Raw genomic sequence first — 25,617 nt, 5'->3', positions numbered from 1 at the left:
CCGTGGACTACCAGCGACCGAACGGCCGGGGCACCGCCGAGGACGTGGCCAACCTGGCCCGCCGGGCAGGCCAGCTCGCCGGATGGGCGGCGCGCACCGGCTTCGACCTGACCCGCAAACTCCCCGGGATTGACACCGCCGAACGCGGCCTCAAGCAGGTCGAACGCGGACTGCTGAGCGAACTGCGCCGCCGCCTCGACGAGGTCGACGATCCCTATCACGCGGCGCTGACCGCGGCGTCCGCGATGAACCGGGCCGACGTCGGCAGCCGCGCCGTCGAAACGACGGTGACGCTGGTGCCCGCCCGCGACCACGTCGAACCGCTGCGCGCGGCGATGGCCGAACTGCTCAACCACTCCATCGGCTTCGGCCGCGAGCGTGCCCGCGAATACCTGTACGCGATCATTCTCCGCCAGCTCACGCCTGACGAGGCGCGCATCCTCTCCGCGCTGTCGGACGGCTCCCCGTTCCCCGCGATCGACGTCGCCGAGCGCAGCGCCATCGGCGGCACCGGCCGGATCGTGCTGCGCAACGCCTCGACGGTCGGCAAGGCGGCCGGGGTGTCGCTGCCGGACCAGGTGCCCGGCTACGTGACCCGGCTGATCGGCCTCGGGCTGGTCGAACTGGACGAGGAGGTGCCCTCGCTCGAGACGCAGTACGAGATCCTGCTGACCGACGAGTCGGTCCGCGAGGTGGAGAAGCAGGTGAAGCGGATCAAGATCATCCGCCGCACCATCCACGTCTCACGGCTCGGCGCGCAGTTCTGGCAGGCCTGCGACCCGAGCCTGGGCTGACCCCGATGGGCGAGTTCGTCTCGAGGCTTCTCGACGATTTCGTCCGGCACTGGCCGCTGTATGTCTCCATCCCGATCGTCGCCGCGCTGATCGGGTACGGCACGAAGCTGGTCGCGATCCGGATGATGTTCCAGCCGGTCGAGTTCATCGGCGTGAAGCCGTTCCTGGGCTGGCAGGGCATCGTGCCCAAACGGGCCGCGCGGATGGCGAGCATCGCCTGCGACACGATGACCGAGCAGCTGATCAAACCGGCCGAGGTCGTCGCCCGGCTCGACGCCGACCGGATCGCGAAGGAAATCGAGAAACCGCTGCTCGCGGCGGTCGAGGACATCGTGCGCGAGGTGGCCGGGCACTACCAGCCGGGCCTGTGGGAATCGCTGCCGGTCGGCGTGCAGCGGCTGGTGATCCAGCGCGTGCAGGCCGAATCGCCGCACATGGTCAAGGCCGTGCTCGAACTCATCCAGTCCGATGTGGACAGTGTGTTCGACCTCAAGGGCATGGTGGTCACCAGCCTCGTCAAGGACAAACGGCTGCTCAACCGGATCTTCCAGGAAGCGGGCGCGGAGGAGTTCAAGTTCATCGCGCGCTCCGGGCTCGTGTTCGGCGGCCTGATCGGCGTGATCCAGATGGTCGCGTGGGTGCTGTTCAAGTTCCCGCCGATCATGCCGTTGTTCGGTCTCTTCACCGGCTGGTTCACCGACTGGCTCGCGCTGCGGATGATTTTCTACCCGCTGGAGCCCAAGAAATACTTCGGCGTCACCTGGCAGGGCCTGTTCCTCAAGCGGCGAGCGGAGGTCGCCGAGGCGTACGGCGAGTTGATCGCGAAAGAAATCATCACGCCGCACAACGTCATCGAGGCGGTGCTGCAGGGCCCGCTTTCCGACCGCGTGCTCGCGCTCATCCAGCGGCAGCTCGACCGCGAGCTGGGCCGGGCGGCGAACGTCGCGAAACCGTTGCTGGTCTTCGCCATCGGCAGCCGCCGCTACCAGGACATGAAGCTCGCCATCTCCGAGCAGATCATGACCCGGCTGCCGGACACCATGCGCTACATCGAGGATTACGCCACCGACGCGATGGACATCCGGAACGTCCTGGTCGGCAAGATGAAGGAATTGTCGCCCGAGGAGTTCGAGCAGCTGCTGCGCCCGGCTTTCCAGCAGGACGAATGGATTCTCATCGCGACCGGCGCGGTGCTCGGGTTCGCGGTCGGCGAGGCGCAGGTTCTGGTGCTGGAGCACCTCGCCTCCTGAATCCGCCCCCTTGTGGAGGAGCGGGCCGGGCCGGGAGACTGACCCTCATGGGTGAGACGGCGGTGCCGTGGCCGCAGGAAATCCGGATCGCGATGGCCATGGTGGGGGGATCCAGCCTGGCAGTGTGGATGGGGGGAGTCGCTACCGAGACGTCGGCGTTGCTGCACGCTTCGCGCACGCCGAACGAAGGTAACGGCTATCGGAAACTGCTCGACCTTTTGCACGCTTCGGTGCGCCTGGACGTGCTCACCGGGACGAGCGCGGGCGGCATCAACGCCGCGTGTCTCGGATTGGCCGAGGCGTACCGGTCGACGCCCGCGATCTTGCGCGACACCTGGTTCTCCGCCGGGTCGCTGGAGAATCTGATCCGCGAGCCCGGCGAGACGCGGCCGCGTTCGGTGCTGAACGGCGACAAGGTGCTGCTCGGCGGCCTCGTCCAGGCGATGCACGACATCACCGGATCCGGCGTCGTGCCCACCGAGCCGCCGGACGTGACCGTGCTGCTCACCGGAACCATGCTCGACGGCGAGACCACGCAGTACGACGACGCGCTCGGAAACCGGGTGCGGGACACCGAACATCGCATGCTGTTCCGCTTCGACGGTCCATTGTGGAACAACCAGGTGCACGGTCCGCTCGCGCTCGCCGCCCGGTCGAGCGCGTCCTTCCCCGGTGCGTTCGAGCTGTCGCGCATGCCGATCGGTCCCGAGGCGGCGGACCGGCTGCATCCGGACATGACCGACTACACCGAGCTGGTGCGTTCGCATTGGCTCGCCGACGGCGGCGTGCTGGTGAACAAACCGCTGCGGCCCGCGTTGCGGGAGATCTTCGAACGCTCGTCGTCGACGGATGTGCGGCGGCTGCTGCTGTACGTCGTCCCGACGGTCGACGGCGAAGCCAAGCCGATGACCTGCGACCCGGCTGAGCCGCCGATGCTCGGCACCGCGCTGGCGAAGGTCGCTTCCACGATCATGAGCCAGACCATCAGCGTCGAGCTGGAGGAATTGAGCAGGCACAACTCCGCCGTCACGCGCGCCAGGGACACCCGGGTCGCGCTCGCGTCGCTCGGCCTGCGCGGCGGGCAGCTGGTGGACGACCGGGTGCACCGGGCGTACCTCGACCGCCGGGTCGCGCTCGACGCGGCCGACCTGGTCCGCGCGGTCACCCGCCGCTACGAACTGTCCGATGAGGACAGTGGGTGGGCAGCCGGGAATTCGGCGCTGCTGCAGGACATCGCCGCCGACGGACTGCGCCGCGGGATTCCCAGCACGCTGCCCGGCGAGTCGGTCACGGTCGGCGAGATGGTCCGCTACCGCACCTCGACGCTGGAAGACGCGGTCGCCACCGGCATCCAGCTGATCAACGCGGGCTTCCGGATGGGCCCGGACCTCGACCAGGCGACCCAGCTCAACGAGGCCCGCGCGAAGATGCACGCCGCCCGCCGAAGTGCGGCTCGCGACGTGCGGCTGTCCGCGTGGGTGGCCCGGCACGAGCCGCCGCCGTCCGGCACCTCGATGCCGGACTGGATCGGTCAGCTCGCCGCCGAATGGGCGGATCTCGGGGCGTCGGACGCGGTCCGCGAGGCGTGGCCGGAGGTGACCGGCGCGCTGCGATCGGCCGCTCCGGCGCTGCAAGCGTTGTCGGGCAAGGAAAACCAGTGGTCCGCGGATGCCGCCGACACGGTGACGGCGCTGCTGGACTGGTTCGGCTTGGACAACGCGGACGTCGCGGACGGGTTCGTGCTGGCCCGGTTTTTGCTGCTGCACATGGCGACGCGCGGGCTGCTGGCCGAAGCGCCGGCGGTGGACCAGCGCGTCGACCTGGTGCAGCTGAGCGCGGACAGCCGGACGCTGCTGGACCTGGCGCGCCCCCGCGGCCGGGACAAGCTGACCGGCACTCAAGCGAACAACTTCGGCGCGTTCTACAAGGCGTCCTGGCGCGCGAACGACTGGATGTGGGGCCGGATCGACGGCGCGGGCTGGCTGATGCAGTGCCTGCTCGACCCGAAACGCCTGCGGGTGCTGCGCGACATCGTCGGCCCGGAGGAATTCCGGGAGCAGGTAAGGACGACGTTCCGCGAGATCGGCTGGGAGCCGCCCTCGCCCGCGGACAACGGGATGCCCTCGGACCTGCCCGGCCTGCTCGCGCAACTGGGCGACGAACTGGCTTTCCTTGGCCTGGACGCGAATCTGTCGCCGGTCGACTTCGGCAAGGAGGTGCCGACCAGTCTTCCGGTGACCTCGATGGTGCTGGCGAAGTCGCGGCAGCTGGCCATCGCGCGGGAGGAACTGCCGGTGCTCGCGAGCCAGGCCGAGGCGGATGCGAAGGAGGGCAACGGAAAGGCTTCGGAGAGTTTCCGGAAGCTGATGGCCGCCCGGCCGCTCGAACGGGAAACGGCTGCCCAGCCGGAAAACTCCGGCCAGCAGGACCCGGCACAACGCGCTTTCCAAGCCTGTCAGGTTTCCGCCGAACGTTTCGAAGGCGAACTCGGCAGTACCCTGCTCACCAAAACGATTGTCAAAGCCGGAGCGGCCGGGCTCAATGCCGCTTCCACAGCCACCCGGGTCCCGAAAACGCTCCAGCCGCTGGCGAAATTCGCGCAGCTCAGCAGCCGCAGTTCGTGGTGGGTCACGCAAGGCGCGACGCGGCTGGGCCGGCCATGGAACCTGGTGGCCGCCGCCATCACCGCGGTCGCCGGGTTCGTGCTCAGCGGCGAAGGCGGATCCGTTCTGCAATGGCTCGGCCTTCCGGTGGCGGGCGGCGCACTCGTGTTCCTCGTGGTGAGCCTGCTGACCTTGAGGCGCACGTGGCGAATGGTGCTCACCGTGCTGGGCGTGCTGGTGATAGCCGCGTTGCTGTTCGCGGCTTTCCTGCCGCCCATCGCGCAGCCGTTGTTCGGCTGGCTCGGCACCGTTGTGGACGGTTGGCGGCGCGGGCAGGCTCCGCTGTGGTGGCTCGTCGTGGTCGCGCTGCTCCTGCTCCCGGCGGTCTGGACGCCGCTGTCCGGGCTCGGCCGGAAGAAGCGGCGGCGGTCGCGTCCGGACAGTCCACGCTGAACCCCAGGTAGACCACGATTTTCCGGCGCTGGAGTTGCGGTAGCGCCGCGGAAGGCCCATGGTCTGGGGTCACAGGTCGCATACCGATGGTGTGCGGCCCAGGCGCACGCATGCCCAGAACTTTCCGCCGCTAAACATGTTTGTGGTCCTCCTCACCGGGGTATCCCTGTCGTCCCTGGTGAGGGCGGTGGACGTGGCATGGATCGCTGGCGGCGCGAAAATTCTCTGTTACGTTTCCAAAGTATGTCCGGAAAGCACTTGATCGAATCCCCGACCAAGGCCGATGGTGCCGCTCTCTGGCGAATCGCACGCGATTCGCAGAAGCTTGATCTCAACTCGCCGTATGCGTACCTGTTGTGGTGCAAGGATTTCGCGGAGACCTCGGTCGTCGCCCGCGTCGACGGTGAGCCAGTCGGATTCGTGATCGCTTACCGAAGGCCGTCCGCGCCGGACGCCGCGCTCGTGTGGCAGGTCGCCGTCGACGCGTCGCAACGCGGAAAAGGCCTGGCCGGGCAGTTGCTGGACAGCCTGTACACGCGTCTGGTCGGCGAGGGCGTGCGGTACCTGGAAACCACGATCACCCCGGACAACGCGGCGTCGATCCGTCTCTTCGAGTCGTTCGCGAAGCGTTGGAACGCGGATCTGGAACACCGCCGGTTGTTCGAAGTCGCTGATTTTCCGCAGGGGGAGGCGCACGAACCCGAGGATCTTTACCGCATCGGGCCGTTGCGCCGCTAATAACCCGTCAATTTCGCCGAGTAGGAGCGAAAGAAATCGTTATGAGCATCTTCGAAGAGCTCGAATCAGAAGTCCGCAGTTACAGCCGGGGGTGGCCGGTCGTCTTCGACCGGGCGCAGGGCAGCAGGCTCTACAGCGAGGACGGCAAGGCCTACCTCGACTTCTTCGCCGGCGCCGGCGCGCTGAACTACGGGCACAACAACCCGCACCTGAAAAAGGCGCTGATCGACTACATCCAGCGCGACGGCGTCACGCACGCGCTCGACATGTACACCGTCGCGAAGCGGGACTTCCTGGAGACCTTCCGGGAGAAGATCCTCGCGCCGCGCGAGCTGGACTACAAGATCGTCTTCCCCGGCCCCGGCGGCGCGAACGCCGTGGAGGCCGCGCTGAAGCTCGCGCGCAAGGTGACCGGCAAGGAATCGGTCATCAACTTCACCAACGCGTTCCACGGCATGACGCTCGGCGCGCTGTCGGTCACCGGCAACTCGATGAAGCGCGGCGCCGCGGGCATCCCGCTGGTGCACGCCACGCCGATGCCGTACGACAAGTACTTCGACGGCGCGATGCCGGACTTCATGTACTTCGAGAAGCTGCTCGAAGACTCCGGCAGCGGCCTGAACGAGCCCGCCGCGGTGATCGTGGAGGGCGTGCAGGGCGAGGGCGGCATCAACGCCGCGCGCCTGGAATGGCTCAAGGGCCTCGACGACCTGTGCAAGCGGCACAACATCCTGCTGATCCTCGACGACGTGCAGATGGGCTGCGGCCGCACCGGCCCGTTCTTCAGCTTCGAGGACGCCGGCATCTCGCCGGACATCGTGTGCCTGTCGAAGTCGATCGGCGGCTACGGCCTCCCGATGGCGCTCACGCTGATCAAGCCGGAGCTGGACGTCTGGGAGCCGGGCGAGCACAACGGCACCTTCCGCGGCATCAGCCCGGCGTTCGTCACCGCGACCGAGGCGCTGCGCGTCTACTGGAGCGACGACGAGCTGGAGAAGTCGACCAAGGCCAAGGGCGAGCGCATCGCGAGCACCTTCAAGGACCTGGTGGAGAGCTACCCGGAGGCGAACCTCGTCGCGAAGGGCCGCGGTCTGGCGCGCGGTCTCGAATTCGCGAACGGCGAGCTCGCGGGCGCGGTCTGCAAGGCGGCCTTCGAACGCGGCCTGCTGATGGAGACTTCCGGCCCGGACGGCGAAGTGATGAAACTGCTGCCGCCGCTTACCCTCACCGACGAGGAGCTGAGCGAAGGACTCGCGATCATCACCGAGTCCGTCGCCGCCGTCCTCAAGTAACCACCCCGAAGAACAAGAAGGAGCCCTTCACTTGCTGGTCCGCACGCTCGACGAGATCACCGACACCGACGCTGACATCAAGACCCCGAACTGGCGCAGCAAGCGCATCATCCTCGCGAAGGAGGGCGTCGGCTTCTCGGTGCACGAGACGACGCTGTACGCGGGCACGGTGAACGACTTCTGGTACGCCAACCACATCGAGGCCGTGTTCATCACCTCCGGCGAGGGCGAGATCGAAGACCTCGCCACCGGCGAGGTGCACCAGCTCAAGCCGGGCACGCTGTACCTGCTGAACGACCACGACAAGCACCAGGTCCGCCCGAAGACCGAGATCAAGTGCGTGTGCGTGTTCAACCCGCCGGTCACCGGCCGCGAGGTGCACGACGAGAACGGGGTCTACCCGCTCGTCACCGAAGACTCCTGAGACTGAGCCACTCCCACCACCCCGAGAAAGAAGAAACGCCAGAAGAACTGGAGGCGAGCCACTGTGACGATCATGGACACCCGGGTCGAAGACGGTTACCCGACCCGGATCACCGGTACGCCGGAGCATCTTCCGCGCGTGCACCCCACGGTGTGGGGTACCGAGGCAGACGGCCCGATCGACGCCGCGACCCTGGCTAATCACGACGCCAAGGGCTACACGGTCGTGGACGGACTGCTCTCGCCCGGTGAGGTCCAGACGTACTGGCAGGAGGTCGTCCGGCTGTCGTCGGACGAGAAGCTGCACGACGACGAGCGCGTGATCACCGAGGCGCGGACCGGCGAGGTCCGGTCGATCTTCGACGTGCACGAGATCTCCGGCCTGATCGCCGAGCTGGTGCGCGATCCCCGGGTGCTCGACCGGGCGCGGCAGATCCTCGGCTCCGAGGTCTACATCCACCAGAGCCGGATCAACTACATGCCCGGCTTCAAGGGCACCGGCTTCTACTGGCATTCCGATTTCGAGACCTGGCACGCGGAGGACGGCATGCCGTCGCCGCGTGCGGTGAGCTGCTCGATCGCGCTCACCGACAACTACCCGTACAACGGCGGGCTGATGGTCATGCCAGGTTCGCAGCGCACGTTCGTGCAGTGCGTCGGCGAGACCCCGGAGTCCAACTACAAGAGCTCGCTCAAGGACCAGCGGGTGGGCGTGCCCTCGCCGGACGACATCACCAAGCTGGCGGCCGACTGCGGCATCGACCAGTTCACCGGTTCGGCCGGTTCGGCGCTGTGGTTCGACTCAAACATCATGCACGGATCGTCGAACAACATCACGCCGTATCCGCGCTCGAACATCTTCCTGGTGTTCAACAGCGTGGACAACGCGTTGCAGGAGCCGTTCGCCGCGAGCGAGCCGCGGCCGTCGTTCATCGCCGGCCGCAACTCCACGCCGATCGCGCGGTGACCAGCGTTACCTTCGCCAACCGGCGGGTCGCTCGTAACGAAGAATGTGCGCCCTGTTACGTTGTCGCCACCTCGCAGTTCGGCTGCGGAGGCATGGTTGTCCGCAGCGGTCCGGGTTCTTGCTCGGGGTGAGCCCCCCGAACCGCCGGCGGACGGCCGCGATGCACGGGTGGACCGCGCCCCCTGGCGGCCCGGCCGACGATCATTGAGTCCGGCCCCGCACCATCAGATCGGGACTGATGGTGCGGGGCCGGACTCGTCTGTTCAGGGTCGAAATTCACGAAAGAGCGGTGTCTGCGGGCCGCCGCTGACGGTAAGTTGACCTGTCTGGCTGGGGGTGAGCCTGGGAGGTGCGCGCGAGCATGGCCGATGCCGGCGCGCGGGTCGAACTGCTCGGCCCGGTGCGGCTGCTCGACGGCAGCCGTGCGGTTCCCGTCGGCGGCCCCGGGGTGCGGGGGCTGCTGGCGCTGCTCGCGCTGCGCGTGGGCAAGGTGGTGCCGCTCGAGGAGATCATCGACGCGCTGTGGGGCCACGATCCGCCTGCCACCGCCCGCACCATCGTGCACGGCAACGTGTCGCAGCTGCGCCGGCTGCTGCGGGAGATGGCCGATCCGGTCGCCGAGATCAGCACCCGTCCGCCGGGCTACCAGCTTTCCCTCGCACCGGACCGGATCGACGCGCACCGGGCGCGGGCGCTGCTGGACCAGGCCGCGCTGGAATCGCCGGAGAGCGCCTCGAAGCTGCTCGCCGAAGCTCTCGCACTGTGGCAGGGGCCGACACTGTCCGGTGTGCCTGATTCGGTACGGGCGCCCGAATTGGACGAGTTGCGGCGTGCGATCCGCTACGCCCGGGTCAACGCGGATCTCGACCTCGGCCGCTACGACGAGCTGATCGTGGAGCTGAGCCCGATCGTCCGCGCCGACCCGCTCGCCGAGCGCGTCGCCGGGCAGTTGATGCGCGCGCTCTACCACGCCGGGCGGCGCGGGGAAGCGCTCGAGCTGTACCACACCGTCTCGCGGGCGACCCTCGGCTCGCTCGGCGTCGAACCCGGCGCGGATCTGCGCTCGCTGCACGAGCGGGTGCTCAACGACGATCTCGCCGCGCACGAGAGCGCCGTTCCGGAGCAGGCCGTCGCGCCGTCTCAGCTGCCGCCCGCGCTGCCGACGCTGGCCGGGCGCGAGGCGGAGCTGGAATGGCTCGACGGGCTCGCCGAACGCGGCGACAGCACGGTGATCGTGTCCGGCACCGCCGGGGTCGGCAAGAGCGCGCTGGTCATCTGGTGGGCGCACCGCGCGGCCCGGCTGTTCCCGGACGGGGTGCTGTACGCGGCGCTGCAAGGGTTCGATCCGCACCAGCCGCCGCTGGAGCCGGGCGATCTCCTGTCGCAGTTCCTGCTCGGGCTGGGCGTGCCGGCGGACGAGGTGCCGGAGCAGGTGCACGAACGCGTCGCGCTGTACCGCTCGCTCATCGCCGGACGGCGGATGCTCGTGCTGCTCGACGACGCGCGTTCGGCCGAACAGGTGCGGCCGTTGCTGCCTCCGGGCGCACGGTCGATGACGGTGGTGACCAGCCGGTCGCGGCTGGAGGCGCTGGCGGTGTCCCACGCGGCGAAGCTGCGGGTGCTCGGCACGCTCGCGCCGGAAGCCGCGGTGCGCGTGATCGAGGAATTGGCCGGGCCCGCGGACTTCGACCTCAACCACGCGCTGGCCCGGTTGTGCGGCTACCTGCCGCTCGCGCTGCGGATCGCCGGGGCCAAGCTCGCCGCCAGTCCACAGTGGACACTCAAGGATCTCGTCGGGGAGCTGGGAAACGAACGCACCCGGCTGGCCGGACTCGACGTCACCGGAGCCGAAGACGGCGTCCGGGCCGCCTTCGACGTCTCGTTCCGCGGCCTTCCGGACGGGCTGGCCCGGACGCTGCTGCGCCTGGGCGCGGTGCCCGCGCGGCACACCGGTCCACATCTGACGGCGGCGATCGCGGAGATCCCGGTCGAGCAGGCCCGCCGCGAACTCCGCACGCTGGCCGCGCACAACCTGGTCGCCGAGACCTCGCGCGACGCCTTCGCCCCGCACGACCTGGTCCGGCTGTACCTGCGGGAGCTGGCGGAAACCGAACTGGACCCGGCGGAACGCGCGGCGGTGCTCGACCGGGCCATCCGCTATCACCAGGCCGCCTCGGACACCGCGCGGCGGAAGATGCTGCGCATCGTCGACCCGCTCGACCTCACCGGCCTCGTGCCGCCGGACGCGCTGCCGCCGCTGGAAACCTTCGCCCAAGCCCAGGACTGGTTCGCCGCGGAATGGCCGAACCTGCTGGCCGTGCTCGACGCCGCACACGCCGACGGCCGCTACGCCGACGTCTGGCGGCTCGCCCGCGTCGCGCACACCTACCGGGTCGTCTGCCCGCTGTACGAGGAATGGATCCGGCTGGTCGACCTCGGCCTCGCCGCCGCCGAAGCCGCGGACGAACCGCTCGGGCAGTGCTGGATGCTGATCTCCCGCTGCGCCATCGCGCTCACCTTCGAGCTGTCGCAGGGCAGCATCGCCGACGCCGAACGAGCGGTCGGGCTGGCCACCCGGCTCGACGGCCGCTCGCTCATCGTCGCCAAAATCCACCTCGGCAGCGTGCTGACCCTGCTCGGCCGCTATTCGGAGGCGATCGAACGACTGCTGGAAGCGGTCGCGGAGACCGAACGCACCGGTGATCTCGAACTGCGCGGCCAGGCGCTCAACAACTGCGCGGAGACGGAGAAGCGCGCGGGACGCCCGGCCGAGGCGATCACGCATCAGCTGGCCTCGCTGGAGATAGACCGCGAACTCGGGGACGACAGCTATGCCGTGGTGTCGCTGAACAACCTCGCGGAACTGCATCTGGGCATCGGCGAGCTGGAAGCCGCCGAACGCTACGCGCGGGAAGCCGTGTCGCTGGCGGTCGCGCGGCAGTTCGAGCTGCAGGAGGGCATCCTGCGGGTGACCCTGGCGCGGATCCTGCGCGGCCAGGAACGGCTGGAGCCGGCACGCGAGCAGTACCGGCTGGCGGTGGCGCTGTACGAGCGGATGAACCCGCGGCAGGTCGAGGACTTGCGGAAGGAAGCGGCTGATCTGGGGGATCAGTAGCGGTCCGCAACCCGTCCCCCGCAACGCGCGGTTCCCGGCCCGCGCGGTTCCCGTCTGCGGGGTTCCCGGTCCGTGAAGGGCTCCTTGAGGGAATCTGATTCCCTCAAGGAGCCCTTCACGGACGTTCCGCGACCTATGCCAGGGGCTTGAGCCGCGTCGCCCCGCCAACCGGCGCACAGGACGCGCCGGGCAACGCGAACGTACGTGAGGGCCACCCTGAGGGAATCAGATTCCCTGAGGGTTCCCCTCACGTACTCGCGGCTCGCGTCCCGGGCAGCGGACCTGAAGACGCCAGCCGTGGCAGCCCCAGGATGCCGCCGGGCGGGCAGCAAAGCCGCCGACGTGGAGTGAGCGGGCAGTCGGCAGGCGCGGCTCTTGTACAATGTTCAGCTGTGTTTTCCCAGGTCACCGTGGTAATAATCGCGTCCGCTTAGCGGATTCTTAGCCATCAGGCGGTCAGCGCGCGTAGGGTCGGCCGCGACGCTGGCGGAGCCCTAGGGGAGGGGCAGGCTGTGAAGCCGGCGACGGGACCGCGGCAGTACCGCGCGGACCTGGAAGAGCCGCCAGGAGCGGTTCGGTGGCGGTTGGCCGGCCGAGATGGGGGTAGGCCGGCCGGCCGCCAGGCCCTATTCGACGTTCGAGGTGCAGAGCGCGATCGAACTGCCGCTGCTTTCGGCGACCTTCTTGCCGTCGACGATGATCTGGCAGCTGATCTGGTTCGTCACGCCCGCGTTGGCGGTGTCCGCGGTCAGTGAAAGCACCGGCCTGCCGCCGTCGTAGGACGCGTGCCCGTGCCAGTCGTCGGTGCTCGGCGGGGTCGACGCGGTGCGCTGGTCGTTCAGCGTGCCGTAGCGGACCGTCGCGCCGTTCGCCGAGCTCACCACGAAGTCGACCGAATGCTTCTCGCCCGGCTGCGGCGGGATGTGCAGATCGCCCGCGCGGGCGGTGCCGAACATCGACGGGTAGAGCAGCATCGCGCCGCACAGCAGGGCGGCCAGTGCGGAAAGCGTGGTTCCGGTGAGCGCGACGCCCAATCCGCGCATTTTTCCTTTGGAGGAAAGGACGATTCCCGCAATTCCGCCGGCGAGGCCGATGCCGGCGAGCGGCCAGGCGAGGAAGCCCCAATCCGGGAGGAAGGCGACGCCCGCCGCGGCCAGTCCGAGGGTGACCGCGAGCCCGCCGGGCCAGTTGGCCTGTCTCCGGGACGGCTCCTGCTGGGGCGGACGGTGCGGACCAGGACGAGCAGTGGTCCTGCTGTGTCGCGCGGGTGCGGCCGGATACGGCTGCTCGGTCGTCATGCGTGCCTCTTCCGCTGGGATGGCGAAGACGCTAACGCAGATGCCCGCGTGGTTGGAATAATCGTTATCGACTGACAATGTCATCCATTTACCGCGTCCGGGCGGACGGGGTCATTTCCCGCCGGATTGCGCGAAGCGGCACCATTCGCTGCCCGAAAAAGGCAGTGTGATTCCGCAGAGCGACCGCGCGCTTACCCGGCGGTCCTGACCTGGCGACGCGGCACCCGCGCGCGCCATTCACTGATCGAAAAGATTGACTTCCGGAGTGATCTCGAGAAGTTCGTGCACCGGCCTGCCGCGCCGTCCGTCGATGGTCGTCGTACGCACTACGCGCAACCGCGCGGTCACTGGCCGATCGAGATTTTCTTTGATCTGGTCGAGCAGATCCGGGGCGACCGCGCCCTGAATGGTTCCGCCCGATTCCCGCTCCAGGTAGAAAATCCGCCGCCGGGTGCGCACGCCGTCGAGGCGTCCGGTCACCGTCTCGTAGCCGACCGCCTCGCGGGACTCGCGCAGGCTGCCCTGCAGCACCCGCGCCTGTTCGGTGGTCATGCTCCGGGTCACCTGCTCGCCCGCGGTGGGCGTGAGCGCCATCCCGATGCCCGCGTGCTTGCTGACCGCGTTGACGACGTCGCTGACCGCGTTGCGCACCGTGTCGCGCTGCAGCAGCACCGCGTCGAGCGCGCCGTCGTCGGAACCGTTGGCGGGCAGGAAATCGCAGAGTTCCTTCACCGCGCGCTCGGACAGCGTTTCGATGCCGTCGTGGATCAGCGCGTCGTCGACCGCCGGTTCGGGGAAACCGAAGAAGATCGCGTTGCCCGCCTGTCCTTTTTGGATCAGCGGGGCCTTGTCCCGGTCCGCCTGCTGGACGAAGGTGACCTCGTTCGACGGATTGCGGATGATGTGCCCGATCTTCGCCGTCGCGTCCTGGAGCGCGCGGCTGATGTCGGAAAAGGTGTACGCGTCGATGTGCGTTTCGCCGATCACCGACACGTGCAGCAGCGGCGCGCGGCAGGTCCGCTCGAACTTCGCGTTCGCCGCCATCGCCGAGGCGCGCGCGAGGTCGTCCAGCCACGTGCCGCCGGGGATCTCGTCGGCGATCCGCCGGAACTCGTTCCTCACCACACCATCTCCGGAATGCCTCTGCCGCCGTCGGCCCACACCGCTTCCCACACGTCCTCGTCGCCGGGACGGCACAGGAAACCGTCGAGCATGCCGCCCACCGGCTGGATCTGGTCGAGGTACATCGCGGGCTGGCCGACGATGATGCCGCGCAGGGTCAGCAGGCCGTACAGGGCGGTGCGGCCGCTGTCGTCAAGCCGCTTCAACGCGCCCCACTCGTCCGGCAGCAGCACCACGTCGAGCCCGCGCGGCGGATGCGCCGTGCGGGTGACGAACGCGCCGCCGAGCCAGGCCCGCCCGGACGTGATCACCCGCTGGGCGACCCCGAGGTAGCTGTTGAGCGCGCTGAAGAGGATCTCGCGCTCGTTCTGGTGCGGCGCGTCGTAGACCAGGCGCTCGTAGACGTCGGCGAGGTCGGCGTGATGGCGGCCGGGGGGCAGCAGGTTCTGTGGCGTCCAGTGCGGAAGCGCCATCGGACCTCCTGACGTCGTCCGGGGCCCTCGGCGCCCGCTTACCGTGCGTAGCCGAATCTACCAGGTGGGTGTCAGCCACTGCGTCCAGGTCGGCGGGGCGCGGGTTCGTCGGCCGGCCAGTGCGGACTCCGCTGGTCGTCCTCGGGCCAGCTCAGTTCGCCCGACAGCCGCGGCTCGGGATCGGGCAGCGGATGCCCGGCCGGGTCGTGTGCCGGGTGCTGCCCGTGGTACGGATCGTCCGGGTCGACCTCCGGATAGTCGTTGTAGACACGCTCCGGCTGGTCCTCGTAATGCGGGTACGCCGGTTCCTCGTAGTCCTCGTACGGGTTCGCCGGCGGGATGTGCCGGGTCTCCTCGGCCGCTTCCTCCGCCGGAGCCGCCGCGGGCCGGTACGGCTCAGCCTCGGGTTCGGCCTTCGGCCGGGCGGCACGCGTGAACAGCCACATGACCGCCGCCCCGAGCAGGAACGAGACGAGCAGCCACAGCCAGATCTGCCCGAAGAGCCAGAGCATCCGCCATCACCTCTGTTCCACTGTGATCTCGACCCGCCGGTCGCTGTCGCCCCCGTTGCCCGAACTGTCCGAGCCGTCCGAGCCGCTCGCGCTGGCCACCGCGAGCAAACGGTCGGGCGGCACGTCCTCGCGGATCAGCAACCGGATCACGGTCAGCGCCCGGTTGCGGGAGAGCTTCAGCGCCGCGCTGCGCCCGCCCGGACCGTCGGCGACCCGGCCGACGAGGCGGTAGCGGAAGTTGTCCGGTGCGTCGCGCAGCAGCGGCGCGAGATCGCGCGCGGCCTGCTCGCCTTCGTCGGTGAGCTTCGCGGTGTCCGGTTCGAAGGTGATCGGCGCGGCCGCGAGCTTGCGGTCCACTTCGGCCTGGATCCCGTCGCGGTCGGTCGGGGGCGCGGACGGCGGGGCGGAAGAACTCGGCGGCGGGCTGGACGGCGGCGTCGTCGACGGTTCGGGCGACGGCGCGGACTGCACCGGCCCGGCACCGCCGGACGCTTGCGCGGATTCGACCCCGTCGACTCCCTGCACGATGCCCAGCGCGCGACCGGCTTCTTCGGCCGGGAACCCTTCGAGGGTCGCCTGCCGTCCGGAGAACTTCACCTCGCCGCCGCGCAGGCCCGCCGCGTCGAGCGCGGAGCGTGATCGCGCGGCGAGGTCGTCCTGGATTCCGCTGCCCTGCAGCCAAGTCACGAGGCCCGCGAGCAGGGCCGTGACCACCACTGCCACGGGGATCAAGCGAAGCCACCCTCGTGCACCGGACATAACAGGACCCTATGCCGGGCCGGTCGGCTTGGCGACCTGGTAAAGGCCGCCGTTCGGGTGGCTCTCGCGACAGTGCCCGCACCGGTGGTGACCGGCGCGGGCACTGTCGGGGGACGGCGTTCAGGAGGCGGTCGCGTTGCCCCGCACGTCGCCCCGCAGGTCGAGGTCGATGCTCGCCGGGTTGTCCGGCACGAGCGGGACGAGCGGAGCCAGTTCCGGGCGCTTCGGCGACAGCCCGTCGCCCATGGACTCGCCGCGCAGCTGACGGCGGATCCACGGCAGCAGGTGCACCTTGGTCCACGCGAGATCGGACCGGCGCGACGTGATCCAGGTGGCCGGTTCGGTGCTCGCCGGGTACGGCTCGCGCCAGTCCTCGGTGACCGGGACGCCGAGCACCTCGGCGGTCAGCAGCGCGATCCGGCGGTGCGCGTCCGGCGTGAAGTGCAGCCGGTCGTCGCTCCAGGCGCGCCGGTCGTGCAGCGGCTCCATCGTCCAGAGGTCGACCATCTTCGCGCCGTGCCGGGCCGCGATCGCCCACAGGTGCGTGTTGTAGATCGCGACCTTGCCGCGCAGCACGCTCATCACCGACAGCGTCTTGGTATCCGGTCCGTTGAAGATCACCACCGGGATCCCGGCCGCGCGCAGCTTCGCCACCCCCGCTTCGAAGCGCTCCGCGATGGCGTCGACGTCCGCCCCCGGCACGATGACGTCGTTGCCGCCCGCGCACAGCGTGACCAGATCGGGTTTCAGCTCGAGGGCGATCGGGAGCTGCTCGTCCATGATCTCGTCGAGCATCTTGCCGCGCAGCGACAGGTTCGCGTACTGGAAGCCGGGCTCGTCGCCGGCCAGCATCTCCGCGAGCCGGTCGGCCCAGCCCCGGAACGTCCCGTCGCCCCGATGGTCGTTGAGGCCCTCGGTGAAGCTGTCCCCGATGGCTACGTAGCTGTTGATCCCGTACACGCTGGGTTCCCCTTTCCCGCTGGTGCGCGCCTGTTCCCCGTGAAGTCCCGGATCTAGTTGTACACCCCAACTAACAGTCGGATATCCCCATATCCTTCCCGCCGGACACGACCGGTTCAGCCGGACGTCACAGTCTCTTACCTTGTCGGGGGTTCGCGCCTCCCTATTACGGCAATTTCACCGGGACGAACCTCACGTTCCGCCCCGTACCGGGCGCCATGTGGGGTAGGTCTCCCGACCTGGGGCTCCGCCGGGAGTTGCGGCAGGCTGGAAGGTGTGACAGACGAGACTGCGAAAGGGCCGGCGCGGGAGTCGCTCACGCAGATCCTCGGCGGGCGGCGCGGCGCGATCGACGCCAGCATCCCGCCCGCCGCGTTCGTCGTCGGCTGGCTCGTTTCCGGCCAGTCGATCGCCTGGGGAGCGGGCGTCGCGATCGGCGTCGCCGTCCTGCTCGGCGCGTACCGGCTGATCCGCGGCGACAAGGCGCGCGCGGTAGTGGTGAGCCTCGCCGCGGTGGTGATCGCCGCGCTGATCGCGATGCACACCGGCCGCGCCGAGGACTTCTTCCTGCTGCAGCTGTTCTCGAACGCGGCGAGCGCGCTGCTGTTCGCGGCGAGCATCGCGGTCCGCTGGCCGCTGCTCGGCGTGATCGTGGGACTGCTCCTCGGGCAGAAGACGCGCTGGCGGCGCGACCCGGCTCTGCTGCGCGCGTACTCGTGGGCGAGCGCCGTGTGGGTGCTGCAGTACTTGCTGCGAGTGGTCGTTTACGGCCTGTTGTGGTGGACCGGGCAGGTGGTCGCGCTCGGAGTGGCGCGCACCGTGCTCTCCTGGCCGCTGGTGGCCGCCACCGTCGCGGTGAGCGGCTGGGTCCTTTACCGGAGCCTTCCAGCAGAACACCCGGGCCTTCGCCTGGCGAAAGACCCGGGTGCGGGCGAGTCCGAAACCGGACCTGGAAGTTAAGGCGGCCCCCGGCGAGGGGGGAGGGTCCGGGGGCCGGTTCCTACGGTACCCGGACCGGAGGGGTTGAGTCGACGGTTTCGACTCTTCCGCTCAAGTTTTGGTGGCATTCACCCGTCGGGATGGTCGCGGGGTGTCCTCGCCCCACGCGTGCACGGCCGCGAGCCAGGCCGCGCCGAGCACCCCATCGGAGCTGGTCAGAACGTTGAGACCGGCGAATTCGGCCCGCACGCGAGCTCCGACCGGGCCGTTTTCGGCCAGCACGCTGCCCACGAGCACGATCGGAGTTTTTTCTCCCGGCTCGCGCGTGGCGCGAGCGACGCGCACGAGATGCCGGGCGCCCCGCGCGACGATCTCCTCCGCACCGGGCTCCCCGGCGGCAGCGGCGGCGCTCACCAGCGGCGCGTACCGGGCCAGCCGGACCGGGGGTTCCGCGTTGGCATGGGTCACCAGTGCCCACATGACCTTGAAGCGATCGGACAGGTCCACTGCGGACGGTCCGAACGCTTCGGCGAGGACCGCCTCGGGCAATCCGCCGAGCGGGCCGTCGCCCTCGAGCGCGGCGAGCGTGGCGCGCACGGCTTCGCGGCCGAGCCAGAAGCCCGAGCCCTCGTCGCCGAGCAGCCAGCCGTGCCCGCCCGCGGTGGCGACCATCCGGCGGCCGCGGATGCGCCCGGCGATCGAGCCGGTGCCCGCGACGAGTACGGTGCCGTCCGGCTCGGCCGTCGCGGACGCGTAGGCCACCTCGGCGTCGCCGGTCACCCGGACCCGGCCGGCGAGGCCGATCCGCTCCCAGGCCGCGGTGAACTCCGCGGCGACCGCCGGGTCGGACAGCTTGCTCTCGCCCGCCATGCCGACCACGACGCCGAGCACGTCGGTCCGTCCGTCCACTGCGGACTCGATGGCCCCGGCGATCCGGGCCGCCGCCTCCGCGGGCGGATGCGAGTTCGGGTTCGCGCCCGCCGCGGCTCCGGTGCCGTGCACGACGCCGACGGCGTCGACCGCGATCGCTCGCGTCGACGTGCCGCCGGCGTCCACGCCTACTACGAGGCTCACCGGGTCTTGGTCACCTTCAGCAGACCGCGCGGGTTGTCCGGGTTGCCGCCGCGCGCGAGCGAAAGCCCGAGCGCGATCCGCTGGATCGGCAGGATTTCCAGCACTGGAGCCAATTCCTCGACGGTCGGGGCGACCGGGATGCGTACCGCGGCGGGCACGTCGTTCGCCGCCGAGCCGACCGCGAGCACGTCCGCGCCGCGCTCGCCGACCGCTTCGAGGACCTCGCGCATGGCCTCGCCGCCGCGGCCGAGGCTGGTGGCGGCGAGCACGGCGGTCTCGCCGTCGACCGCCGCGACCGGACCGTGCAGCAGGTCCGCGCCGCTGTACGCGCGGGCCGCGAGGTAGCTCGTCTCGGCGAGCTTCAGCGACGCTTCGAGCGCACTGGCGTAGGAGTAGCCGCGGCCGGTGGTGAGCACCCGGTCGACAAAGCGATAGCGGTCCACCGCGCGCTGCACGCCTTCGGCGGCGCCGTCGAGCGTCTGCTGGGCCAGTTCGCCGATCTTCTCGGCGTCCTCGCCCTTGCCGCCGCGGATCGCGTCGATGAAGAGGTACAGCGCCATCAGCGTCGCCGAGTACGTCTTGGTCGCCGCGACCGCCTTCTCGACCCCGGCGCCGATGTCCACGCCCAGTTCCGAAGCCGCGCGCAGCGGCGAGTCCGGGGTGTTGGTGACCGACACGGTCAGCGCGCCCTGCCTGCGGGCAGCCTCGGTGACCTCGATCAGGTCGGGCGACCCGCCGCTCTGGCTGACGGTGATGAAGAGCACGTCGCGCAGGTCCGGACGGGCTCCGTAGAGCGTCGCGGTGGACGGCGACACGAGCCCGGCCGGGAGGCCGAGGAGTACCTCGATCAGGTATTTCGCGTACAGCGCGCCGTGGTCGCTCGAACCGCGAGCGGCGAGCAGGGCGAACCGCGGCGGGTTCTGTGAAATCTTTTCCGCGACTTCAGCGATGCCGGACCGCCGCTCGACCAGCCCGGCGAGAACGCTGGGCTGCTCCGAGATTTCCGCGGCCATGTGCTCGCCGGGACGTAGTTGGGTCATCACTTTCCTCTCCGCCGGGACGGGTGTCCCGGTGTGCTGAGCGGCGTCCGGTCAGGTCTAGACCAATGCTAGCCGGGCGGAGCGGGTCGGGAGAAGGGTACGTTTCCTCACGGGGCAGTGGCGCGTTTAATGTGGGAAGACTGAGGGAGCCGGGCATGCTGGAGACACCCCCCGCGAGCGAGGCGGGGACTGCTGCGCGAGGGCAGCGCGAACCCAAGTACTGGGCGCTGAAGCAGCATCTGCTGGACCTGCTCGACGCACTGCCGCCGGGATCGCCGATCCCGACCGAGCGGGCGCTGGCGGGAGAATTCACCGTTTCGCGCACCACCGTGCGCCAGGCGCTGGCGGATCTCACCGCCGAGGGCAGACTCCACCGCGTCCAGGGCAAGGGCACCTTCGCCGCCGAGCCGAAGCTCGCGCAGCGGCTGCAGCTGTCCTCTTATACCGAGGACATGCGCAAGCAGGGCCTGAAGCCGTCGTCCCAGTTGCTGGAACTCGAAGAGCTTCCGGTCGAGGGCGAGATGACGAAGCTGCTGCAGCTGCGCAACGGCGCGAAGATCCTGCGGCTGCGCCGGCTCCGGCTCGCCGACGGCCAGCCGATGGCGCTCGAGACCACGCACCTGCCGCTCGGCCGGTTCCGCGGGCTGCGCAAGCACATCACCGCGGGCGGTTCGCTGTACGCGGTGCTGCGCGAGCATTACGGCGTCGAGCTGGAGCGCGCGGAGGAGACGATCGAGACGTCGCTGGCCGGGCCGCAGGAAGCGGAGATCCTCGGCGCGGACGTCGGCATGCCGGTGATGATGCTGACCCGGCATTCGTTCGCCACCGACGGCAAGCCGGTCGAGTTCGCCCGCGCGGTGTATCGCGGCGACCGGTACAAGTTCGTCACCACGCTGCTTCCCTGACCGCGTGCCGACCGGCATCCGCTGGGGCACGCCCGCGGCTCGCGGCGTGCTCTGGACGACCATCCTCGGTTCGGGGATGGCGATGCTCGACGGCACGATCGTGAACGTCGCGCTGCCCCGGATCGGCGAGGAGCTGGGCGCGTCGGTCGCCGGTCTGCAGTGGATCCTCGACGGCTACCTGCTGGCGCTGGCCGCGCTGATCCTGGTCGCCGGGTCGCTCGGCGACCGCTACGGCAGGCGGCGGGTGTACCTGATCGGGGTCGTGTGGTTCGGGCTCGCGTCTGGGCTGTGCGCGGCGGCGACCTCGACCGAGCTGCTCGTGCTGTTCCGCGTGCTGCAGGGAATCGGCGGGGCGTTGCTGACGCCGGGTTCGCTGGCGATCCTGCAGTCGTCGTTCTCGCACGAAGACCGCGCGCGGGCGATCGGCTCGTGGTCCGGGCTCGGCGGAATCGCCGCGGCGGTCGGACCGCTGCTCGGCGGACTGCTGGTGCAGGCGTGGTCGTGGCGGCTGGCGTTCCTGATCAATCTGCCGCTCGCGGTGATTGTCGTGCTGATGGCGCGGCGGTTCGTGCCGGAGTCGCGCGATACCGCGGCGACCGGGCATCCGGACTACGTCGCCGCTGCGGTCGGCGCGCTCGGGCTGGCCGGCGTGACCGGTGCGCTGGTCGAGGCACCGGTGCGCGGGATCGGCGATCCGGTCGTGCTGGTCGCGCTGGTGGTCGGTGTCGCCGGGCTCGGGATGTTCCTGCGGCTCCAGCACCGGGCTGCCGAACCGCTGGTGCCGCCTTCGTTGTTCCGCGACCGGACGTTCACGCTGTCGAACGCGCTGACGTTCGTGGTTTACGCGGCGCTCGGCGGCGTGATGATGCTGCTGGTGCTGCAGCTTCAGGTGTCGCTGGGTTATTCGCCGACGCTGGCCGGGCTGGCCGGATTGCCGATCACGGTGATCATGCTGCTGCTCTCCGGCCGGTCCGGGGCGCTCGCGCAGCGGATCGGACCGCGGCTGCAGCTGGTGGTCGGGCCGATCGTCGTCGGCGTCGGGATGCTGCTGCTGACGCGGGTCGGGCCGGGATCGTCGTACCTCGGGTCCGTGCTGCCCGCGGTGGTGGTGTTCGGGCTGGGACTGGCCACTGTGGTCGCCCCGGTGACCGCGACCGTGCTGGCCGCCGCCCCGGACCGGTACGCCGGGGTCGCGTCCGGAGTCAACAACGCGATCGCCCGATCGGGTGGACTTCTGGCGGTGGCAGTCCTGCCCGCCGCGGCGGGTCTGACCGGTTCGGCTTACCGCGATCCGACCGCGCTGACCGCCGGATGGCAGACGGCGCTGGTGATCTGCGCGGTGCTGGCGATCGTCGGCGGGCTGATCGCGTTAGGAATTCACAACGGGGTGCTCGGCGCTGCCGAACCGGACGATTCGCCGCATCCCGGGGATTGTCTGCACTGCGGGGTGGAAGGACCGCCCACGCACGTCCATCCGGGCGGGCATCGCTGATTTTCGCGGGGTTGCTGGCTCGCCTACGTGGTGCCGCGGGATCGGGCGACTAGCCGGGTCTCGATGCCCTGCAAGGCAGTGATCAAGATGCTGGCCTCGGCCGGCTTCGTTCCCTCCAGCAGAGCGGACCACGTGTCGCGCAGCCGTTGCAGGTTTTCCGCTGCCTTGTCGGTGGGGTAGAGACGCACTCGACGGGCGTCGTCGGGATCGGCTTCGCGGCGCAGCAGCCCCTTGTTCTCCAGGCCTCGGACGGCTCGGCTGACGTTGCTGGAGATCATCTGCGTCGCCTCGGCCGCGGCGTTGACCGTCGTTCCCGGGTGCCGGTCGACGAACCGCATCACCGCTCCTTCCAGCGGCGTTCCCGACTCGGCGTTGGCTTCCTTGGCGGCGTTGATGTGCCGGGCCACCGCGAGGATCAGGTCGGCCAACTCGAAGAGCTGTTCGTCTTTCACCCGGCCAGCGTAGCCCAATACCTATCGTTTGACAGGTATCTCCCCGGCGACGTAGGTTAGCTATCAATTGATAGCTAAGGGGAAGTCATGACCACAGGCAAGAGCGCGTTGATCATCGGGGCGTCGCGGGGGCTGGGCTACGCGCTGGCCGCCGAGTTCCTCCGTCGCGGCTGGCAGGTCACCGCGACCGAACGCACGCCGTCCGCACTGCACGAGCTGGCCAAATCGGCCGAGGGCAGGTTGACGGTGGAGACCGTCGACATCACGGCGCCCGAGCAGGTCGCCGCGCTGCGTGCCCGGTTGGGCCGGTTCGACCTGCTGTTCGTCAACGCCGGGACCAACTACACGACCGACCCCTCGGCGACCTTCGCCGACGTGTCCACCGAGGACTTCACCCGGGTCATGGTGACCAACGCGCTGAGCCCGATGCGCGTTGTCGAAACCCTGCAAGACCTGGTCCCCGCGACGGGCGCCATCGGCGTGATGTCGTCGGGCCAGGGCAGCGTCTCCGGCAACACGAACGGCGGCTTCGAGGTCTACCGGGCGAGCAAATCCGCGCTGAACCAGCTCATGCGCAGCTTCGCCGCACGGCACGCCGACGACCCGCGCACCCTGCTGCTCATGGCGCCGGGCTGGGTGAAGACGGACCTGGGCGGCCCGAGTGCGCGGCTGACCGTCGACGAGAGCATCCCCGGAGTCGCCGACACGATCGAAGCTTGTGCGGGCAAGGGCGGGCTGCACTACCTGGACCGGCAGGGACAGACCGTCAACTGGTGACGAGCCTCTCGCGCGGAGCGCGCAGGGGCACCCCTGATGCCGCGTTGGGTGCCTGCTATACGGCGACCCCGCCCACGCTCGCCCCAGCCGGGGTTGGGTGAAGGTGCGTGAGGGGAACCCTCATTGACTCTGATTCCCTCAGGGTTCCCCTCACGTACGTTCACTGGGACTGCGCGGCCCGGGTGCACAGCTAGGCGAGCAGTTCGGCCAGCATCGCCGGATCGATGTTGCCGCCGGAAACGACCGCGACGGTGCGTCCGCCGGGGAGTTCGTCGGCGTGGTGCAGGTAGGCGGCCGGTGCGGTGGCGCCGCTGGGTTCCGTCACCAGGCGGCCCTGGTGGGCGAGCGCGCGGACGGTGTCGCGGATTTCGTCCTCGGTCACCGTGATCACGCCGTCGAGGACGTGCCGCAGGTGCGCGAACGTGAGCTCGGACGGTTGCGCACGCAGGCCGTCGGCGATGGTGCGGGCGCGGTCCGTGATGGGCCACTCCACGATCTCGCCCGCGGCGAGGCTGGCGGCGGTGTCGGCGGCCAGTTCCGGTTCGACGCCGTAGACCTTCGCGTTCGGGCACTTCGCCTTGATCGCCACGCCGACCCCGGAGGCGAAGCCGCCGCCGCTGATCGGGACCAGCACGGTCTCGACGTCCGGGAGGTCCTGCGCGATCTCCAGTCCGACGGTGCCCTGTCCGGCGATGATGTCCGGGTGGTCGAACGGCGGGATCAGCGTGAGGCCGCGTTCCTCGGCGAGGGCGAGCGCCGCCGATTCCCGTTCCGCGATCGGCACTTCGCGGACTTCCGCGCCCCAGCGGCGGGTCGCTTCGACCTTCAGTCGCGGAGTGACGTCCGGCACCACGATCACCGCGGTGATCCCGAATTCGCGCGCGGCGTAGGCGACCGCTTGCGCGTGGTTGCCGCTCGAATACGCGACCACGCCGCGTTCCCGTTCGGCGTCGGTGAGCGCGGCGATCGCGTTGTACGCGCCGCGGATCTTGAACGCGCCGATCGGTTGCAGGCTCTCGGGTTTCACCCAGAATTCGCCGGGAACCCAGAGCTGGCGCAGCAGCGGGGTGTGCACCGCGGTGCCCTTCAGCCGTCCGGCCGCGGTTTCGATGTCGGAGATCGTCACGAGGTGCATGAGGCGAGTATGTCAGGAAAGTGTGAGCTTTAGTCCATCCATTGTGGACAGTCAACGTGGCGTCCCTCACGCCGGGGCAACGAAGGGAGCACCTCGGACGACTTAACCGTTGAAGAAGCAGGGAACAGGGCTGGGAAACGATCAGATCGGAATCATGAGCGAGGAGCAGAAGGAAACCGCGGAGGACAAGAAGAAACTCCGCATGACCTCGGTGCTCGCCGCGGCGCTCGCGGCGGTCACCGCCGCGTTGCTGGGTTCGACGCTGGGGGTCGCGGGAACAGTCATCGGCGCCGGGGTGGCCAGTGTGGTCAGCACCGTCGGCGGCGAGTTGTACCTGCGGTCTTTGCAGCGCACTCGCGATGCCGCGCGGAAGGCGATGGAGACGGCTGCCCGGCGCAGCCGGGGTGCGCTGGTGCCGGTGGAGGCGGTGCGGGAGTCCGGTTCCGGCGACGCGGCGACGGTGCATGTCGACGCTGACGTGGCGAACATGCCTACGGTCCGGTTGCGTCCTACTCAGCCGGATGCGGCCGAAGGTCTGGGCGAGAAGCTGCGGAAGATGCGGTGGCCGTTGATCATCGCGTCCAGTGTGGTCGCGTTTGTCGTGGCGCTGGTTGTGCTGGTGGGGATTGACTGGACGACTCAGGGGAATGTGTCGACTGGGTTGATTCCTCGGCAGCCGGAGACCAGTCAGCAGCGGGATGATCATCCGGACAACACACCCAGTACTCAGCCGCAGGCGCCGCCGACTGGGGAGTCTCGGTCTAACGGTTCGACGTCTACGCCTACTACTACGGCTAGTGCGCCGCCGTCTTCGCAGGCTACGCGGGAGAGTCAGGTGCCGACTTCTTCGTCTAAGCCGTCTAGTAGTTCGCAGGCGCCTAGCGGTAGTCAGACGGCTACTGCGCCTGCGGTTCCGTCTAATGGTGGGGAGTAGCTCGTCGCCTGGCGGCGACATTGCGCACGGTGGTTGCGTGGGGCACCCCGAAGTTTGATTGTGCTGACGGTTCGGGGGTGCTTGTCAAGGCGGGAAAGATGCCTTGACAA

Annotated in this window: 23 protein-coding genes; 13 read left to right on the top strand and 10 right to left on the bottom strand. The window is 69.4% G+C overall.

The window, feature by feature from the left end; all coding sequences use genetic code 11:
* The first annotated feature begins 2 nt into the window (after positions 1-2).
* From EIZ45_RS03850 to EIZ45_RS03815, 8 genes are all read left to right on the top strand, one after another.
* The gene (locus tag EIZ45_RS03850) at positions 3-794 is read left to right on the top strand and encodes an Abi-alpha family protein (RefSeq protein ID WP_037808011.1); all 792 of its coding nucleotides are present in this window, start codon (positions 3-5) and stop codon (positions 792-794) included.
* A gap of 5 nt (positions 795-799) precedes the next feature.
* Positions 800-2,044 carry a DUF445 domain-containing protein gene (locus tag EIZ45_RS03845; RefSeq protein ID WP_037808009.1) on the top strand — a complete coding sequence of 415 codons (1,245 nt, stop codon included), beginning with the start codon at positions 800-802 and terminating at the stop codon, positions 2,042-2,044.
* A 47-nt stretch (positions 2,045-2,091) separates the two neighbouring features.
* The gene (locus tag EIZ45_RS03840) at positions 2,092-5,100 is read left to right on the top strand and encodes a patatin-like protein (protein WP_134661919.1); all 3,009 of its coding nucleotides are present in this window, start codon (positions 2,092-2,094) and stop codon (positions 5,098-5,100) included.
* A gap of 243 nt (positions 5,101-5,343) precedes the next feature.
* Positions 5,344-5,838 carry a diaminobutyrate acetyltransferase gene (gene ectA, locus EIZ45_RS03835; protein WP_037808003.1) on the top strand — a complete coding sequence of 165 codons (495 nt, stop codon included), beginning with the start codon at positions 5,344-5,346 and terminating at the stop codon, positions 5,836-5,838.
* A 41-nt stretch (positions 5,839-5,879) separates the two neighbouring features.
* Positions 5,880-7,130, top strand: coding sequence for a diaminobutyrate--2-oxoglutarate transaminase (gene ectB / locus EIZ45_RS03830; protein WP_134661918.1), 1,251 nt, complete (start codon positions 5,880-5,882; stop codon positions 7,128-7,130).
* 31 nt (positions 7,131-7,161) lie between these two features.
* Entirely contained in the window at positions 7,162-7,554 is a 393-nt protein-coding gene (locus EIZ45_RS03825) for an ectoine synthase (protein WP_037807993.1), read from the top strand.
* Positions 7,555-7,617: 63 nt separating this feature from the next.
* On the top strand, positions 7,618-8,520 hold the full coding sequence (thpD, locus tag EIZ45_RS03820) for an ectoine hydroxylase (protein WP_043827240.1): 903 nt from the start codon (positions 7,618-7,620) through the stop codon (positions 8,518-8,520).
* 361 nt (positions 8,521-8,881) lie between these two features.
* Positions 8,882-11,635 (top strand): BTAD domain-containing putative transcriptional regulator, encoded by a 2,754-nt coding sequence (locus EIZ45_RS03815; RefSeq protein ID WP_134661917.1) that lies wholly within the window; start codon positions 8,882-8,884, stop codon positions 11,633-11,635.
* Between the two features lie 626 nt (positions 11,636-12,261).
* Here EIZ45_RS03815 and EIZ45_RS03810 read toward each other — a convergent pair.
* From EIZ45_RS03810 to EIZ45_RS03785, 6 genes are all read right to left on the bottom strand, one after another.
* Positions 12,262-12,933, bottom strand: coding sequence for a hypothetical protein (locus tag EIZ45_RS03810; protein WP_134661916.1), 672 nt, complete (start codon positions 12,931-12,933; stop codon positions 12,262-12,264).
* 237 nt (positions 12,934-13,170) lie between these two features.
* Positions 13,171-14,055 carry a hypothetical protein gene (locus EIZ45_RS03805; RefSeq protein WP_037809292.1) on the bottom strand — a complete coding sequence of 295 codons (885 nt, stop codon included), beginning with the start codon at positions 14,053-14,055 and terminating at the stop codon, positions 13,171-13,173.
* Positions 14,052-14,528, bottom strand: a complete 477-nt coding sequence (locus EIZ45_RS03800) for a hypothetical protein (RefSeq protein ID WP_037807980.1) — start codon at positions 14,526-14,528, stop codon at positions 14,052-14,054. The genes EIZ45_RS03805 and EIZ45_RS03800 overlap by 4 nt, the downstream gene beginning before the upstream one ends.
* A gap of 71 nt (positions 14,529-14,599) precedes the next feature.
* Positions 14,600-15,040 carry a LapA family protein gene (locus EIZ45_RS03795; RefSeq protein ID WP_037807979.1) on the bottom strand — a complete coding sequence of 147 codons (441 nt, stop codon included), beginning with the start codon at positions 15,038-15,040 and terminating at the stop codon, positions 14,600-14,602.
* A 6-nt stretch (positions 15,041-15,046) separates the two neighbouring features.
* Positions 15,047-15,763: an OmpA family protein gene (locus EIZ45_RS03790; RefSeq protein WP_240690563.1), complete on the bottom strand. Its 717-nt coding sequence runs from the start codon at positions 15,761-15,763 to the stop codon at positions 15,047-15,049.
* 156 nt (positions 15,764-15,919) lie between these two features.
* Positions 15,920-16,759: an SGNH/GDSL hydrolase family protein gene (locus EIZ45_RS03785; protein ID WP_043827249.1), complete on the bottom strand. Its 840-nt coding sequence runs from the start codon at positions 16,757-16,759 to the stop codon at positions 15,920-15,922.
* 276 nt (positions 16,760-17,035) lie between these two features.
* Here EIZ45_RS03785 and EIZ45_RS03780 point away from each other — a divergent pair, with 276 nt between their 5' ends.
* The gene (locus EIZ45_RS03780; protein WP_043827250.1) at positions 17,036-17,719 is read left to right on the top strand and encodes a DUF3159 domain-containing protein; all 684 of its coding nucleotides are present in this window, start codon (positions 17,036-17,038) and stop codon (positions 17,717-17,719) included.
* Between the two features lie 90 nt (positions 17,720-17,809).
* On the opposite strand, the gene EIZ45_RS03775 is transcribed toward EIZ45_RS03780, so the two are convergent.
* Complete coding sequence (locus EIZ45_RS03775) at positions 17,810-18,772, bottom strand: N-acetylglucosamine kinase (RefSeq protein ID WP_134661914.1); 963 nt, start codon at positions 18,770-18,772, stop codon at positions 17,810-17,812.
* Complete coding sequence (locus EIZ45_RS03770; protein ID WP_043827254.1) at positions 18,769-19,812, bottom strand: SIS domain-containing protein; 1,044 nt, start codon at positions 19,810-19,812, stop codon at positions 18,769-18,771. The genes EIZ45_RS03775 and EIZ45_RS03770 overlap by 4 nt, the downstream gene beginning before the upstream one ends.
* A gap of 155 nt (positions 19,813-19,967) precedes the next feature.
* Here EIZ45_RS03770 and EIZ45_RS03765 point away from each other — a divergent pair, with 155 nt between their 5' ends.
* Both EIZ45_RS03765 and EIZ45_RS03760 read left to right on the top strand, forming a co-directional pair.
* Positions 19,968-20,717: a GntR family transcriptional regulator gene (locus EIZ45_RS03765; RefSeq protein ID WP_009084055.1), complete on the top strand. Its 750-nt coding sequence runs from the start codon at positions 19,968-19,970 to the stop codon at positions 20,715-20,717.
* A gap of 4 nt (positions 20,718-20,721) precedes the next feature.
* Positions 20,722-22,209, top strand: coding sequence for an MFS transporter (locus tag EIZ45_RS03760; RefSeq protein WP_043827255.1), 1,488 nt, complete (start codon positions 20,722-20,724; stop codon positions 22,207-22,209).
* Between the two features lie 23 nt (positions 22,210-22,232).
* Here EIZ45_RS03760 and EIZ45_RS03755 read toward each other — a convergent pair whose 3' ends face one another.
* Positions 22,233-22,661 (bottom strand): MarR family winged helix-turn-helix transcriptional regulator, encoded by a 429-nt coding sequence (locus EIZ45_RS03755; protein WP_134661913.1) that lies wholly within the window; start codon positions 22,659-22,661, stop codon positions 22,233-22,235.
* Positions 22,662-22,748: 87 nt separating this feature from the next.
* Between EIZ45_RS03755 and EIZ45_RS03750 the strand changes: the two genes are divergently transcribed.
* Positions 22,749-23,438, top strand: a complete 690-nt coding sequence (locus EIZ45_RS03750) for an SDR family NAD(P)-dependent oxidoreductase (protein WP_134661912.1) — start codon at positions 22,749-22,751, stop codon at positions 23,436-23,438.
* A 190-nt stretch (positions 23,439-23,628) separates the two neighbouring features.
* Here the strand turns inward: EIZ45_RS03750 and EIZ45_RS03745 are convergent, their stop codons facing one another.
* Positions 23,629-24,573 carry a threonine/serine dehydratase gene (locus tag EIZ45_RS03745; RefSeq protein WP_134661911.1) on the bottom strand — a complete coding sequence of 315 codons (945 nt, stop codon included), beginning with the start codon at positions 24,571-24,573 and terminating at the stop codon, positions 23,629-23,631.
* 154 nt (positions 24,574-24,727) lie between these two features.
* Here EIZ45_RS03745 and EIZ45_RS03740 point away from each other — a divergent pair, with 154 nt between their 5' ends.
* The gene (locus EIZ45_RS03740; RefSeq protein ID WP_134661910.1) at positions 24,728-25,507 is read left to right on the top strand and encodes a hypothetical protein; all 780 of its coding nucleotides are present in this window, start codon (positions 24,728-24,730) and stop codon (positions 25,505-25,507) included.
* Positions 25,508-25,617 lie beyond the last annotated feature (110 nt).

Source organism: Amycolatopsis sp. CFH S0740 (genome assembly GCF_004522315.1).
Taxonomy (GTDB): Bacteria; Actinomycetota; Actinomycetes; order Mycobacteriales; family Pseudonocardiaceae; genus Amycolatopsis; species Amycolatopsis nivea.
The sequence above is the reverse complement of the archived record's forward strand: the minus strand, read 5'-3'. Positions and strand labels throughout refer to the sequence as shown.